Here is a 15,308-nt window from a genome sequence, read left to right on the forward strand (position 1 = left end):
TCTGCAATTACAATTACCAAGTTTTTAATTTGGTGCTTTATGATTCAAGCAATAGATTAGATTTATATTCGGTAAATTTTATGATATAGCTATAATAAAAATACGTATTTATACGGTAAATTAATTCATCAAAATTGTGTAAATTCAAGACATATATTCAGAATTACAAGACAAGTTTCGGAAGAAATATATCAACATGGCCCCTAGAAGGTCTGGGAGATAATATCTCGGTATGCCCTACTCAATGGTTTTGGTCTGGCTCAATTTTCTCATAGAAACTGTCCCAATTAGCGATACAGATAGAGCAATGAGTGGTACCTATGACCTACAGTTAGTTGTTCTATCCATTGCTATCGCCTCGATTGTGACCTATACGGTGCTCATTCTAGCTAGACAAGTAAAAACCTCACAAAAGAGTAACCGTAAAGGTTGGCTGATTGGTGGGGCAATGATCATGGGAGTTGGGATTTGGTCAATACACTTTTTGGGAATGCTAGCATTCCGGTTCCCAATCCCCATCACTTATGATATGCCGATGGTACTGCTTTCTTACTGGGTAGCAGTGCTAATATCTGGTGCCGTACTCTATAGTGTCAGCCGCATCACCAACCTCAGACATTTAATGGTGGGCAGTGTGGTAATGGGATTAGCGATCGCATCCGTACCCTACCTGCTGATCGCTGCCATGGGAATACCAAGGCTGATTCACTACAACCTCCTTTTAGTTGCCCTATCCGTTGTTATAGCCAGCTTGACATCCTTTTTCATCTTGTGGCTATCCTTTGATTTGGGGGTAGGAACTAGAAAAGTCCTTAATTGGTGGAAGCTTTGCTGGGCAGTGATCCTGGGATTAGCCATTACCTCTGTACACTATACAACCATGATGGCAGCCAAGTTCCCCGTTACTCCACCATTAGACACTGGGTTTTCTCCAACATTAAATACTTCGGTAGTAACAAGCACAATCGGGATAACTAACCTAATCATCTTCAGCCTCACCTTACTTGCCTCATATTACGAGCAGAAAACGAGTAAAGCACTGCAAGCTCTTAGACAAGAAGCATTGCAAGAGAGCGAAAGGCTATTCCGAACCGTGATTCGAGAAATGCAGGTCGGGGTATTGCTATTCGAGGCAAAAACCGAATTCATGCTCTTTAATCAAGCGGCTCTGGATATACTGGGCTTCACCGAAAGTGAATTGTTGGATAAAAGTCCTTTTGGTTCGGATTGGACTATCATTCACGAAGACACCACTCCATTCCCCACCGAAAGTCGTCCTATCCAACAGGCAATTAGCACCCATAAACTGGTAAGAAATGTGGTTATGGGTGTCCACAATCAAGCGACTAAAGATTGGGTATGGTTACTAGTGAATGCAGATCCCCAGGTGGGGGTGGATGGGTTAGTAGAGCAAGTCATTTGTACCTTTAGTGATATCACCAATCGCAAGCGAGCCGAGGAAGCGCTGCGGCAAGCTGAAGCGAATTACCGTAGCATTTTTGAGAATTCAGTAGAGGGCATCTATCAGATTACACCCGATGGGCGCTTTATTAGTGCCAATCCAGCCTTAGCGCGAATCTATGGCTATTCTTCCCCAGAAGAACTAGTGGAGTCGATTACGAACGTCTCAAAACAAATTTATCTGGACACTGAGGCTCGTAACGAGTTTACTAACAGAATCGCGGAAAATGGTGCTGTATCATCCATTGAGGCTCAGGCTTATCGCAAAGATGGTAGTGTAATCTCGATTTTGGAAAATGTGCGCCCTGTCCGAGACACTAATGGGAATTTGCTCTACTACGAAGGCTCTGTGGAAGACATTACCGAACGCAAGCGAGTTGAACTGGCCTTGCTGGAGAGAGAGGAGCAGTATCGGTCAGTGGTGGAAAATGTGCAAGAGGTTATTTTCCAAACCGATGGGCTTGGGGTGTTGACCTTTCTCAATCCAACTTGGACAGAAATGACGGGCTTTTCTGTAGCAGATAGCATTGGTACTAACTTTATTGATTATCTCCATCCTGATGATCGTCAAACTAACATAGAACTGTTTCAATCCCTAATTACCCACAAACAGGAGTATTATCAGCAGGAACTAAGGTATATTACCAAGGATGGGGGCTCAGGCTGGCTCGAAATTCATGCCCAATTAACCCTAGATCCTGACAATAGTATCACAGGGACTTCTGGCACTATCCAAGATATTACAAATCGTAAATTAACCGAGTCACATCTGAAAGAAAGTGAAAAACAACTGCGTCAAGTGATTGATTTAGTGCCTCATTTCATTTACGCCAAGAACCGAGATGGAGAGTTTCTTCTAGCTAACAAAGCAGTTGCGGAAGCTTATGGTACGACAGTAGATGAGTTACTATACCATCGGGATGAAGATTTTCCTCAATCTTTCCTAAAATCATTCCAGTTTAGAGAGGCGGATTTGCAGGTATTGGAAAGTGGAGAACCGACACACCTTCCAGAAGAGACGATCATCTATCCCGATGGAGAAAAGCGTATCATCCAAACTACCAAAATTCCCTTCTCCTTAGCAATTTCCCACATGCCAGCGGTATTAAGTGTATCGATTGATATATCTGAGCAAAAGCAAGCCGAGCAAGCATTACACCAGCAACTGACTCGTGTAATGCTACTCAAACAGGTGACCCAAGAAATCCGCCAAAGTTTAAAAACTAAACAAATTTTTCAGACCACCGCCACACAAATTGGTCAAGTGTTTCAGGTCAATCGTTGCACCATTCATACCTATGTTTCCCAACCCTATCCTCGCATTCCTACAGTTGCTGAGTATTTAGAAAAGGGTTATCTATCGATACTGGATTTAGAAATTCCGATTCTGGGGAATCCTTATTTAGAGCAGTTGTTAGTCCAAGACCGAGCCATCAGTTCCCCTAATGTTTACCAAGACCCCCTTCTGAAACCGATGATCCCAATATGTCGGCAGATTGGAGTCAAATCCATGTTGGTAATTCGTACTTCCTATCAGGGGGAACCGAATGGTGTGATTGGAATACATCAGTGTGATGAATTTCGTCAGTGGAGTCTGGATGAAATTGAGTTACTCGAAGCCGTGGCTGACCAAGTAGGGATTGCTATTGCTCAGGCTCGCTTGCTTGAGCAAGAAACCCGCCAACGAGAGCAATTGACTGAGCAAAATTTTGCCCTAGAGCAAGCTAGAAGAACTGCCGAAGCGGCCACTCAGGCAAAAAGCGAATTTCTGGCAACCATGAGCCATGAAATCCGCACTCCGATGAATGCTGTGATTGGCATGACGGGTTTGCTACTGGATACAGATCTAACGTCCCAGCAACGAAACTTTGTGGAAACGATCCGCAATAGTGGGGATAGTTTACTCACCATCATTAATGATATTTTGGATTTTTCCAAAATTGAGTCTGGAAAGCTGGAGTTAGAAGAACAACCGTTTAATCTGATCACTTGCATTGAGGAATCCCTAGATTTGTTGGCGGCAAAAGCAGCTGAGAAAAAATTGGAGTTAGCCTATCTATTCCATCCCAACACTCCACCCATGATTGTGGGAGATGTGACTCGGCTGCGCCAAATTCTAGTCAATTTGTTGGGGAATGCGATTAAATTTACCCATATCGGGGAAGTGTTAGTTTCTGTAACCGCCCGAGAAGTGAGCACAGGGGAATGGGTTGATGGCAAAGAAAAAGAACAAAGCAATACTGCTAACTACTCCTACCCGTTGGCGTCTGGTTCTGACTACGGAAAACATTACTCTTTGAGTTTCCCTACTCTACCCAATGGAAACTACTACACTCTACAAGGAGGATTTGACCAGACGGGCTATATTAACGGCTATATTAACGGGGTCAGGGGAGCGAACGGAACACAGAACAATACGAGAGACAACACCAGAGTATTTTTACCGCCTCAGCCCCAGATTTCTTCCCGCAACCCTAACACCACCAGATTTTGTCCTCCTTCCACCCAATCTTCAATCTACGAAATCCAATTTGTGGTCAAGGATACTGGCATCGGCATTCCTGAGGATCGGATCGACCGCCTGTTCCAGTCCTTCTCTCAGGTGGATTCCTCCACATCTCGCCAATATGGAGGCACAGGTCTTGGTCTGGCCATTTGTCAACGGCTCACCACCATGATGGGTGGCAAGATTTGGGTAGAGAGTCAAGTTGGTCAAGGCTCTAAATTCTATTTCACTGTATTGGCTAAACAGCCTGATCCGATCGAGGAACCTAACCTGCCAGTATCTCAGCCATTGTTAGAAGGAAAGCGGCTGCTGATTGTGGATGATAGTGCGACCAACCGCACGATTATCTCTGAGCAAGCCAAGTCTTGGGGTATGTTTACCCAGACAGCAGCATCAGGTAGAGAAGCTCTCGATTGGCTCAGTCAGGGGGATAAATTTGACATTGCCATTCTTGATGGGTACATGCCTGAGATGGATGGTTTTACCCTAGCAACGAAAATCCGCCAGGAGTCTGAGGGTCAAGCCTTGCCCTTGGTAATGCTGAGCTCAATGAGTCAATCAGATACAAAGCATCATCAGAGTCAGCTAGATATTGCAGCTGTTTTAAACAAGCCTATTAAGCAATCTCAGCTTTACGATGTTTTGACCCAGGTGATGAGCGGACAGCCGATCAAGATTAAGCGCACACCTGCTCAACACCTAAAACTTGACACCGAAATGGCGCAAAAGCATCCTTTGCGGATTTTGTTGGCTGAAGATAATATCGTTAACCAGCAGTTAGCCCTGCAATTGTTGAAACGGATGGGGTACCGGGCTGATGTCGCGGGTAATGGATTAGAAGTACTCCAAGCTCTTAGTCGTCAGCCCTATGACCTGGTTTTGATGGATGTCCAGATGCCGGAAATGGATGGCTTAACTGCGACGCAACGGATTTGTGAACAATGGCCAGCTCATTCACGCCCCTGGATTATTGCCATGACTGCTAATGCCATGGAAGGGGATCGACAAATGTGCCTGAGTGCAGGAATGGATGATTACATTAGTAAGCCGATCCAGGTACCAGAGTTAGTCCGTGCCTTGAGTCAAGGTCGGCACCATCGTGAACTTACCAAGCCAGTAGTAGCTGATCAAGCTGTTGACTTTTCGGTTTTGCAATCCTTGCTCGACAGTATCGGAAAAGGGGGGGCGGAATGCTTGCTTGGTTTGATTGAAATTTACTTAAAAGATACTCCGAGGTTAGTAAAAAACATGGCTCAAGCAATTATTGAAGAAGATCCAAAAGCCATGGAAATTGCGGCTCACACATTAAAGTCTAGTAGCGCTACCCTAGGGGGGATAAATCTCTCCAAACTGTGTCAGAAACTGGAAAGTCTGGGGAGGTCGGACACTATCACTGGAGCAGCGGAAATTTTTGCCCAGCTTGAGTCTGAATACCAAAAAGTCAGAGCAGGACTGACCGAGAGTGCTAAGAAAATTCAACAACAATCCTTGAGCCCAGTGCTCACCCATAATGTTTGATTTTTCGTAAACTATTGCCTCTAAAAAGGCGAATATAAACGACCTTCGCGCAGCTGTACTACTGGCTGATTGGAGATTCTGACTAAGTTTTCATTATGAGTTGTCACAATAACTGTAGTCCCTAGGTGATTAAGTTTCCTGAGAATGTTTAATACCTGCCACGAATTGTCGGGATCGAGGTTACCTGTTGGCTCATCAGCTAATATCAAGGGCGGTGTACTAACAATGGCACGAGCTAGACTTACCCGTTGTTGTTCTCCTCCTGAAAGTTGCTCTGGAAAACAGTTGGCTTTGTCTTGCAAACCCACTAATTTAAGGGTTGGTGTTAGGCGTCGCTTAATTTCTTTGCGAGTGAAACTCTGTGCCCACAGAACAAAAGCGATATTCTCTGACACAGTTCGCTTGGGAATTAGTTTGTAGTCCTGAAAAACAATCCCTAGGCGACGGCGTAGGAATGACAAGCGATCGCCTCGTAATTGCCCAACATTGATTTGATCGACAAATACTTTCCCTTGGGTGGGGCGCTGTTCACCATAGAGTAACTTTAGCAATGTGGATTTACCAGCACCAGAAGGCCCTGTGATAAATAAAAAGTCCCCTGACTTGACTTCTAGATTGACGTTAAACAAACCTCGGTTGTTGGGATAGGTTGTTGTCACTCCTTGTAATTTGATTATCGCTTTCTGGGTCATTAGGGATTAGGGAAAGATAGGGAAGTGTGGGGAGATGGGGAGATGGGGAGATGGGGAGATGGGGAGATGGGGAGATGGGGAAATGGGGAAATGGGGAGTCAGATGAGGGACTGGTATTCCACGAGGCTGAGAAGGTGCTGAGGCAAGCCTTAGCACACAGCCGCTCCCCAACGAGCGTTCGCGTAGCGTGGCCTACGGCCAATCGCCAAAGGCGATGAAGCAAAGCTTCCGCGCTTATGCGATCGCATCAAGATAATACTCGACAATACTCATGTTGTCAGGTGTATTGATTCAGGTGCAACATTTAACCTGTACAAACCTACTCACAAGCAGATAGGACGATGGTATAGCATTAGTTTTAACTAATGGTTGTTGCCGACAAAGCAATGCCAAAAGCATTGCGCTATTTTTATTAATGGAGGCTCTTCTGCCTACTCTCAAACCGCACTGTAACTTCACTCAGTCCATTATTTTACGTCGCTTAACTTACGACCAGCTGCCAAAGCTTTTAGTTCTTCGTTGGGCGGTAGTGTTCCGAAGTTAAACAAGTTACTAACTTATTTGATTATAAAATAATGGATAATGTTTGACAAGGTTTAGAGAGCTATAAGGCTAATAGTTGCACCTCTATTGATTAGGGATTAGCTTATGCCAACCTTTGACCTAAGGCTTTGAGAGCAAACTGAGGCAGAACCATCATTCTTTGACCTAAAGCTTTGAGAGCAAACTGAGGCAGAACCATCATTCGCCGCCAACGGTGGGGTTCTTGATACAACCGATATAACCATTCGAGATTATTCTTCCGGAACCAGCCTGGCGCACGGGTTTTAGCCCCTGACCAGATATCAAAGCTACCACCAACACCAATCCAAGTGGATTGGGGACACAGGTGGCGATTCTGGGCAATCCAAAATTCTTGACGTGGTACACCTAAGCCGACTAGTATGATTTTAGGCTGTTGTTCTTTTAAGGTGAGCTTTAAGTCTTCCTCTGCTTCTGCACTGAGGTAGCCATCACTAATTCCAGCGATCGCTAATTTTGGAACTCTCTTCTGCCAAACCCTAGCTGTTTTTTGGACTACATGAGGGGCTGCCCCATAGAAGAACACTGGGCAAGATTCTCCGTATTGTCCAGCCTTGACCAGTAAAGACTCAGCTAGTTCAATTCCTGGACAGCGCTGCTTTTTTTTACCGTGGAGTCGTAAGTAAAATATAATACCCGCCCCATCAGGAATCACCAGTTCTGCCTGCTTGATAACGGCAGCTAGCTCAGGGTTGCGCTCTCCCTGGATTGCCATTTCGGCATTTAGAGTTACCACATGACTACCTAGACCTTTGGTGAGACGATCGTCTAAGAATTGACTGTAGTTGTCTAAAAGGTGAACGGGTAACCCCAAGACAGGAAATTGTTCAGCTGTTTCAAACATTGGCTTTTGCATACCCTCACATCACCCATGTATTTTATTAGAAATTTAAACACTGAAAACTCCGTCACAAAGCGAGCTCAGATGAAAGTGACTAGCGAATTTAGTCGCCTAGAAATAATTCTAGTATTTGAGGTTGACGATTATGTAGCGCTAGGATATACTGAAACCATGAGTACAGGTTGAAAAACCGTTCGCGTAGCGTGGCCTTTGGCCTTGGCGCAACCGGGAGAGAGACCCGCCCCTGCTTGACCTTAAAATAATAATGCTCGGAGGGTAGGGAAAGTCCTCCTTAAAAACCCAGTCATCAATTAACCGTTGGTGTGTGAACCAAGCAAAAACACGATTTGAGATAAAAACGGTACGGCGGGGCACGCCGGAACCAGGTGAATGAGAAAGCAACGGACTTTAATCACGCACTTTCTAGCAAGTAACCAAACGCGATCGCGAGAATTGCCCGCTGGGTCTACTGTGAACTAAACTGAATTCTTGTTCTTGACGGGTCTTTGGTTTAGATATTGCTTACTTTTTGGCGGCGTCAAAGATTAGGACACAGTGGTTTAAGGCAGCTCGTCGATCTGGGAATCGCCGTTCTTTCAAGACGGCGAGTGTCAATTAGGATGATCTCTTATGGCAGAGCCAAAACTTCTTTAATTAATTCCTCAGGATTTCGTACTGATCAGGAAAACTTGGGAATTGGGTATGTGATTGGGTTCCAATTGAGAATTGGGATCTGATGGTGGTGTTAAACTCAATTAGGAATTATTCCGCCATCTTTACTGAACTTAGGTGGCGGAAGTTTCATTAAAAATTAAAAAGACTATTAGGAGTTGACGGTTGACCATTTACCGCAGAACACAGTCAACCGTCAACCTTCAACCGTCAATTTTCAACTTTTAACCTTCAACCGTCAATTTTCAACTTTTAACCTTCAACTTTTAACCTTCAACTTTTAACCTTCAACCTTCAACCTTCAACTGTTAATCAGTTCTGAGCAAATACACTAGCAGCAGCTGCAATACCTGCTCCTGGTGTCATGGATTGGTGTCCCAATTCCTGAAGGGTGGCTTCGAGAGCACCAATGACAGCAAGAATATCTTGCTCACAGACAAAACCTAAGTGACCAATGCGGAATATTTTTCCTTTATAGTTGTCTTGTCCCCCAGCTAGAGCAATGTTATAGCGTTTTTTCATCACAGAACGAATTTTTTCGGACTCTACTGATGTGGGAATAACTGCAGTTGCGGCTGGGCTAGCATACTCATCAGAACCAAACAAAGGTAATGATAGGGCTTTGACGGCGGCGCGGGTTGCTTGCATCAGAAGCTGGTGACGGGAAAATATTGATTCTAACCCTTCTCTTTTCATCATGCCCAGTGAAGCTTGTAGGGCAATAACTAGGTTCACTGGCGGGGTAAAGGGATTGCTGTTTTTAGCCGTAGATTTCTTGTAAGTCCCTAAATCTAGGTAAAACTTGGGCAGGGTAGCAGTTTTGTAGGCTTCCCAAGCTTTAGGACTAACACTGACAAATCCGAGTCCTGGGGGAATCATGTATCCCTTCTGGGAACCAGAGCCTACTACATCGAGACCCCAGTCATCAATGGGTACATTGACTGCTCCGAGGCTGGTAACGGCATCAACAATAATTAGGGCTTCGCCGTGGTCTTTGACGTAACGATTTATGGTTTCTAAGTCGTTAAGAACGCCAGTAGAGGTTTCAGAGTGGGTAACGATTACGGCTTTGATTTGCTTTTCGGTATCAGCTTCTAGCTTTTCACGAAACTGCTCGGTATCTAGGGGCTTACCCCACTCAGCGGTAATGGTGTCCACTTCCAGACCAAAAGCAGTACTGATTTTTTCCCAACGGTCGCCAAATTTACCATTAGAACCAACTAAAACGCGATCGCCTGCACTGAGGAAGTTAATAATGCCAGCTTCCATAACTCCGGTACCGCTAGCGGTTACAGTCAAGACATCATTTTTGGTCTGGTGTAGCCATTTGAGGTTTTCATTCACCTCTGCCATGATTTCGCTAAATTCCGGACTACGGTGTCCGATCGGGTGTTTGGCCATGGCCAGTAATACTTGTTCTGGTACTGGCGTCGGGCCAGGAATCATTAGTTTGAGCTTGTCTTCCATCTGTAGTTAGTCTTGGTATCTAGGGTTGTTGTGATCTGATGATTGGTTAGTTACTCTGAACTGACCGATTAAGTCTTGGATGTTACCGGACAAAACCGGAAATTCAAGGTTAATTTAGCGGTTACTTTGGCGTTTCACCACCGGACCATGGGAGCGGTTATCCCCACCCATGCTTACACGAAGACTGACCCAGCCACGCTAGATTTAAACTTGCCTTAAAGTCTTTGTATATTGACATCCTGAAGTTAGGACACTCTTTAGTTCGGAGCCATAGCGAGCATGTGTTATTGATGCCGACAGTGGGAGTGACGCTCCTCAGGAGTAGGTAACAATCTCAAAATATATTGGCTCAAACTGGATACTGTGACTAAATTTCTTAGTTTTTTATTTATGAAGTTGACAATTTAATTAGGAAGTCTTCCTGCTGAATCCGGTAAACCATTTTTTGAGTCATGGGCATCCAATTTGACGCTGTTGAGAGACCAGCGATACTCCATTGGCAAGTTGGCTCGCTGACAGCTTTGTTCTAATTGCTTCTGTTGAGCTAGGGCTTTACGCAGAGTACTGATCAATTCATGAACCTGCTCTCGCAATTGGGGGTTTTGACTGGTAGCAAATGCGGTTTGGCGCTCTAGCAGTTGGAGCAGCAGTTCGTAGTGAATATAAGATGGAAGGGGAATTGGATCCATGAAATTTGCTGTACCTCGGTGAGTCGGAGTCTGCCATCAAAATTGACTATTTTTTTGGGCTATGGGTCACTGATGGCTAAACAAGCTGGCAATAGCAACTGCTGGGTCTGGCTGTTTTACCAATGACTCACCAATGAGGACGGCTGTGGCTCCGGCAGATGCTACCTGATCAAGGTGAGCGTTGGTATGAAGCCCTGATTCACTGACTACCAGAATGCCACGTTCGAGTAGTTGGTTAGCCCTTGCTGCTAGTAATTGACAGGTTGTTTGTAAATCGACGGAAAAATCTTCCAAGTTACGATTGTTTATACCTACTAGGGTAACTCCATCGAGAGATAATACTCGATCTAATTCAGATTGGGTATGGACTTCGATCAAGGGAGTGATCGACAGAGTCTTAGCAATTTTGATAAAGTATTGCAGGTCTTGATCGGAAAGGATGGCTGCAATCAGTAAAACTGCATCTGCTCCGTGACTACGAGCCATGTACATTTGGTAGGGATAGATGATGAACTCCTTACACAGCAAAGGCAAGTCTACAGCAGCACGAACTTTTGCCAGGTTTTCCCAACTACCCTGAAAGAATTTTTGATCTGTCAGCACTGAGATCGCACTAGCACCACCTTGGCTGTATGACTGAGCAATGGCTACTGGGTCAAAATTTTCTCGAATAACCCCTTTGCTAGGAGATGCTTTTTTGATTTCTGCAATCAGGGCAGGGCTAGTCTTTCCTGATTTTAGGGCTGCTAGAAAGTCTCGGGGGGGTGGTGCTGTTTGTACTCGCTTACGCAACTCCACTAGAGGCAGACTTTCCCGCATCTGGTCAATTTCTTTCTCTTTGTGCCAGACAATTTCTTCGAGAATATGGTGGGGTTTATCGTCTGGTAGTGCAACTTGATAGTGCAGGGTTTGGATTTTAACTGCTGGATTAGGTGGGCGTCGGCGAATTTGCATCAGTAGTTTTATATAGTGCGTGAGTGCGTCAGTCCCTCAGTGCGTCAGTTTCTCAGTGCGTCAGTTCCAAAATCCTTTGTTAATTAGCAATTAACAAAGGATTTTGACTAATGAGTTACAGCTCGTTTGTAAGCTTCGTCGAGTACTTCTGACAGAGTGGGGTGAGCATGGACTAAGTAGGCGAGGGAGTTGACCGATTGTCTGTTTGCGATCGCATTTGAGGCTTCGTGAATTAAGTCGGAGGCGTGGATACCTAGGATGTGGACTCCTAGGACTTCCCCGGTATCTTTACGGTAGATCACTTTCGCTACCCCATCTGCTTCTCCTTCTGCGATCGCTTTAGAATTCCCCTTAAAGTATGATTTTACAATGGATACTTCAAAGCCTTCTTCGGAGGCCAATTTTTTGGCTTGTGGTTCGCTTAGGCCGACGTAGCTGATTTCTGGATGGGTAAAGGCGGCTGCGGGTATGCTGCGGTAGTCTATGGTGCGCTGACGTCCACAGATATTCTCTACTGCGACAATACCTTGAGCGGATGCGGCATGGGCTAACATCATTTTCCCAGTGGCATCACCAATTGCCCAAAGATGAGGTACGGGTTCCCCTGCTGAAAGTACTGCCATGGTGTCATCTACGGGAATAAAACCGCGCCGGTCTGTTTCCACTCCTACGGCATCTAGTCCTAGGTCTTTGGTGGCGGGAATCCGACCTGTAGCGACCAGGCAAGCATCGACTTCGAGCACATCGACTACTTCCTTGGTTTTGGTATCTGCTAGTTCAATTACTACCGGGGAACCGGGAGTTACTTTCATCGCTAGCACCCCAGTGTGAGTTTCAATGTCCCGAGGTTTGATCAGGATGCGTGTGGCTAGTTTGGCAATATCAGGGTCAAAGGTTGGCATCAGGTCATCTAGGGCTTCGATCATGGTGATTTCAGACCCTAGTGCTGTGTAGACATCAGCAAACTCTAGACCAATGTAACCACTGCCCACGATTGCTACCCAATCTGGCAGCCATTCTAGTTTGATGGCATCATCACTGGTAAATACGGTTTTGCCATCAATCTCAATTCCTGGGGGTACAAAGGGAATTGAACCAGCGGATATCATAATATCTTTGCCAGTGATAGTTTTTTTGCCATTGTCTGTAGCAACGGTTACTTTTTGAGGTCCAGCTACTTTACCCCAGCCTTTAATAATATCCACACCCAGGCGTTTTAGGCTGTTGGTCAGGTCACCACGAATTTTACTGACTAGATTGCTGGCATGATTTGCGATCGCATTTCGGTCAAACTCAACCCCTGCTACTTTAATCCCAAGGGCATTGAGATGATGAGCGTCCTGTAGCTCTCGCACTCTACCTGATGCGGCTAATAGAGCTTTAGAAGGGATGCAGCCCCGGTTGACACAAGTTCCGCCCATGTCAGCGGCTTCAATAATAGCGGTTTTCAGACCACAGCTAACTGCGTGTAAGGCAGCACCATGACCCCCCACACCAGCACCGATAATCAATAAATCGTAATCAAAGTCTTGACTCACATCTATCTCCTGAGTTAGATTGGCTATGCTTCGTCCTTATTATTTTCAACTTGAGCAATCCAGGATTGCAAGTGCTCAACTATTAAGATTGGGAGGGTGAAGTATGAAGTATCTAGGATCGCAAAGGGAACAGGGAACAGGGAACAGGGAATCGGGAACAGGGAATCGGGAATCGGGAACAGGGAACAGGGAACTTCGGACGTGGGAACACGGAACACGGAAAAACTCCTGTGTACCTCATTAGGCTAGAAACCGCTATAGAAAAAATTTTAGTTAGCTCCAATACCTTAATTGTTATTAGTTACAAGTCATAACTAGAGATTTTTTTAAACTTACTTAAGTTAGATGGGGTGTATGTCACTTATGCAGAGCATTTGTACTCAAGCTATCGCCCCTTCATGGCTTTTAGCTTGCTCATATATAGCATTTGTATTTGATATTTCAAGCTGTATGGTCTTTTTTTATTGAACCATAAAACCCCGAATCTGTTTCCCCTCTTGCCTCTTGCCTCTTGCCTCTTGCCTCTTGCCTCTTGCCTCTTACCATTGAAATATTGAGCATATATTGAGCCATAATATGTCAAAAATAATATTTTTTTTATAAATCTAAATTTTTTTTAAATAATTCAATATTTTGGCTAGCATACCTGCTAGATTCGGGTGGGTTACAAATCCTTTAAAAGATTGAGGTTTTAAGTAATGTTTAAGCGATTTTTTCAGTTTATTGGACTATTGGCTGCAGTAGTCTTGCTGAGCACAACTCTAGGGGTTTCTCCTGCCCAAGCCCAAGTTATTGAAGGCCCTGTAGGACGGACAACCACTGAATTTTATAATTTCCCTGAGGCCAGCACATTAGGTCCAATTACTGAAATCACGGTTCATCATGGGTGGATTATTGATGGCTTCAAGGTAAGTTATGCCAATGGAAAATCATTTCAGAATGGAGGTACTGGCGGCGGAGAGACCACCATCAATTTTAGTGCAGATGATCCATTAGTAGAAGTAGATGGTTACGTTGCAGACTATTCATATGCTGGCAACAAACCCTTAATTGCCCAATTAACATTTAAGACTCTTAAGGGCAAGACCTATGGTCCGTTTGGTACTATGCAATCAACATCAAACCGAAAGCCATTCACTTTAAAAGCTGCCCAACCCACCATTCAATCATTCTTCGGCAGCGCCAGTGGCTATCTCACTTCTTTGGGAGTCTATATCGACACCGGGTGTGAATAAACTGGGGATAGTTATCATCCGTATTCCCATCTTGTTGGGTAACCGGGGATAGTTCTTAATAAACCCTACTTTATTGTTTTTTTGATAAGGCAATTATTTATATAGTGTTTTTGGAATTCCAAGAACACTATTTTTTATAGAAATCATAAAATTATAGCAGAAGTCAGAAGTTTGAAGTCAGAAGTCAGAAGTTAAACTAGCTTTGTATCTAGGTTTGAGGAAAAGTGACTGTCCTAAACTAGGCTTCGACTGCTATAGATGCCTTTAAAGTAAGGTGGTTTGACTACGCTGGTTGAGTTTTGTGTAAGCTTATGCTTACAGTTTTGTCAGTCAACCAGCCCACCTAAAACTTGAGACTAAATACTTTCAAAAACGTTGCCGTTTAGCTTCGTACAACATCAAGGCAGCAGCAATCGCTACATTTAAGGATTCTACCCCTGGCATCAGGGGAATCTTAACTTGCTGATCTGTGGTGTTTACTAACTCTTCCTTAAGTCCAGCTGCTTCATTGCCCAGGAGTATTAAGCTAGGACAGCGCCAATCTATGTCCCAGTAACTGACCTTAGCATCTGGTACTGTGGCCACTACTTGTATCCCTTGAGCTTGAGCTTGAGCTACGAGGGTGGGCAAATCCGGGGTAACTGCCATGGGAAGACGGAACCACTGACCAACTGAGGCTCGCAATACTTTAGGATTATCTAGCTCTACACTATCGGAACTTAGCCACAATCCTTCTGCACCAGCAGCTACGGCAGTTCTAATGATTGTTCCAAGATTTCCTGGGTCTTGTATGGTTTCTAGGGCTAGCCCTAGGGAGAGGGAATTGAAGGGTTTCGGGGAAAGGGGAAGACGGGTTGCTGTGGCTACTACTCCATCTGGCTCAACTGTAGTAGCGATCGCTTTTAGTACAGACTGACTGACTACTTCCACTCTTTGAGACCGAACGGAAGCATCGTGGGATAGTTGTGGATGAGCTTCAAGCCATTCTGGTGTATAGCAGAGGGTGACTAGGGGATAATCTACGGCACAGGCTTCTGCCAACAGGTGGGTTCCCTCCAACAGAAATAGGTCTTGCTGCCGACGCCCTTTGACTCTGTGCAGCTTGCGAATTTCCTTGACTAGGGGATTCTTAGTGCTTTTGACACTCCCCATG

At 44.8% G+C, this 15,308-nt stretch carries 11 protein-coding genes; 3 read left to right on the forward strand and 8 right to left on the reverse strand.

Going from position 1 to position 15,308, the window contains the following annotated elements:
• The first annotated feature begins 232 nt into the window (after positions 1-232).
• Positions 233-5,485 carry a PAS domain S-box protein gene (locus F6K53_RS14870; protein ID WP_293064840.1) on the forward strand — a complete coding sequence of 1,751 codons (5,253 nt, stop codon included), beginning with the start codon at positions 233-235 and terminating at the stop codon, positions 5,483-5,485.
• A 20-nt stretch (positions 5,486-5,505) separates the two neighbouring features.
• On the opposite strand, the gene ftsE is transcribed toward F6K53_RS14870, so the two are convergent.
• A complete protein-coding gene (ftsE, locus tag F6K53_RS14875; protein WP_293036754.1) occupies positions 5,506-6,177 on the reverse strand; it encodes a cell division ATP-binding protein FtsE in 672 nt (223 codons plus the stop codon).
• A 26-nt stretch (positions 6,178-6,203) separates the two neighbouring features.
• Here ftsE and F6K53_RS14880 point away from each other — a divergent pair, with 26 nt between their 5' ends.
• Positions 6,204-6,395, forward strand: coding sequence for a hypothetical protein (locus F6K53_RS14880; protein WP_293020117.1), 192 nt, complete (start codon positions 6,204-6,206; stop codon positions 6,393-6,395).
• A 428-nt stretch (positions 6,396-6,823) separates the two neighbouring features.
• Here the strand turns inward: F6K53_RS14880 and F6K53_RS14885 are convergent, their stop codons facing one another.
• The 6 genes from F6K53_RS14885 to F6K53_RS14910 all read right to left on the reverse strand — a co-directional run bounded on the left by F6K53_RS14885 (position 6,824) and on the right by F6K53_RS14910 (position 13,161).
• Positions 6,824-7,603 carry a WecB/TagA/CpsF family glycosyltransferase gene (locus tag F6K53_RS14885; RefSeq protein ID WP_293081219.1) on the reverse strand — a complete coding sequence of 260 codons (780 nt, stop codon included), beginning with the start codon at positions 7,601-7,603 and terminating at the stop codon, positions 6,824-6,826.
• 981 nt (positions 7,604-8,584) lie between these two features.
• Entirely contained in the window at positions 8,585-9,739 is a 1,155-nt protein-coding gene (locus tag F6K53_RS14890; protein WP_293064847.1) for an alanine--glyoxylate aminotransferase family protein, read from the reverse strand.
• Positions 9,740-10,143: 404 nt separating this feature from the next.
• Positions 10,144-10,428: a DUF5340 domain-containing protein gene (locus F6K53_RS14895; RefSeq protein WP_293020122.1), complete on the reverse strand. Its 285-nt coding sequence runs from the start codon at positions 10,426-10,428 to the stop codon at positions 10,144-10,146.
• 66 nt (positions 10,429-10,494) lie between these two features.
• Entirely contained in the window at positions 10,495-11,385 is an 891-nt protein-coding gene (gene trpC / locus F6K53_RS14900) for an indole-3-glycerol phosphate synthase TrpC (RefSeq protein WP_364301183.1), read from the reverse strand.
• Positions 11,386-11,489: 104 nt separating this feature from the next.
• Positions 11,490-12,920, reverse strand: coding sequence for a dihydrolipoyl dehydrogenase (lpdA, locus tag F6K53_RS14905; RefSeq protein ID WP_293064851.1), 1,431 nt, complete (start codon positions 12,918-12,920; stop codon positions 11,490-11,492).
• 112 nt (positions 12,921-13,032) lie between these two features.
• Entirely contained in the window at positions 13,033-13,161 is a 129-nt protein-coding gene (locus tag F6K53_RS14910) for a hypothetical protein (protein ID WP_293020126.1), read from the reverse strand.
• 457 nt (positions 13,162-13,618) lie between these two features.
• Here F6K53_RS14910 and F6K53_RS14915 point away from each other — a divergent pair, with 457 nt between their 5' ends.
• The gene (locus tag F6K53_RS14915; RefSeq protein WP_293020127.1) at positions 13,619-14,155 is read left to right on the forward strand and encodes a jacalin-like lectin; all 537 of its coding nucleotides are present in this window, start codon (positions 13,619-13,621) and stop codon (positions 14,153-14,155) included.
• Between the two features lie 366 nt (positions 14,156-14,521).
• Here the strand turns inward: F6K53_RS14915 and F6K53_RS14920 are convergent, their stop codons facing one another.
• A complete protein-coding gene (locus F6K53_RS14920) occupies positions 14,522-15,307 on the reverse strand; it encodes an RNA methyltransferase (RefSeq protein ID WP_293064857.1) in 786 nt (261 codons plus the stop codon).
• Position 15,308 lies beyond the last annotated feature (1 nt).

This window comes from Moorena sp. SIO4A1 (assembly GCF_010672065.1).
GTDB lineage: Bacteria > Cyanobacteriota > Cyanobacteriia > Cyanobacteriales > Coleofasciculaceae > Moorena.

What these genes read in the sequence shown, in the direction of transcription:
- F6K53_RS14870 (WP_293064840.1), top strand. Translation starts at nt 233, where the DNA reads ATGCCCTACTCAATGGTTTTGGTCTGGCTCAATTTTCTCATAGAAACT.
- ftsE (WP_293036754.1), bottom strand. Translation starts at nt 6,177, where the DNA reads ATGACCCAGAAAGCGATAATCAAATTACAAGGAGTGACAACAACCTAT.
- F6K53_RS14885 (WP_293081219.1), bottom strand. Translation starts at nt 7,603, where the DNA reads ATGTTTGAAACAGCTGAACAATTTCCTGTCTTGGGGTTACCCGTTCAC.
- F6K53_RS14890 (WP_293064847.1), bottom strand. Translation starts at nt 9,739, where the DNA reads ATGGAAGACAAGCTCAAACTAATGATTCCTGGCCCGACGCCAGTACCA.
- F6K53_RS14895 (WP_293020122.1), bottom strand. Translation starts at nt 10,428, where the DNA reads ATGGATCCAATTCCCCTTCCATCTTATATTCACTACGAACTGCTGCTC.
- F6K53_RS14910 (WP_293020126.1), bottom strand. Translation starts at nt 13,161, where the DNA reads ATGAGGTACACAGGAGTTTTTCCGTGTTCCGTGTTCCCACGTCCGAAG.
- F6K53_RS14915 (WP_293020127.1), top strand. Translation starts at nt 13,619, where the DNA reads ATGTTTAAGCGATTTTTTCAGTTTATTGGACTATTGGCTGCAGTAGTC.
- F6K53_RS14920 (WP_293064857.1), bottom strand. Translation starts at nt 15,307, where the DNA reads ATGGGGAGTGTCAAAAGCACTAAGAATCCCCTAGTCAAGGAAATTCGC.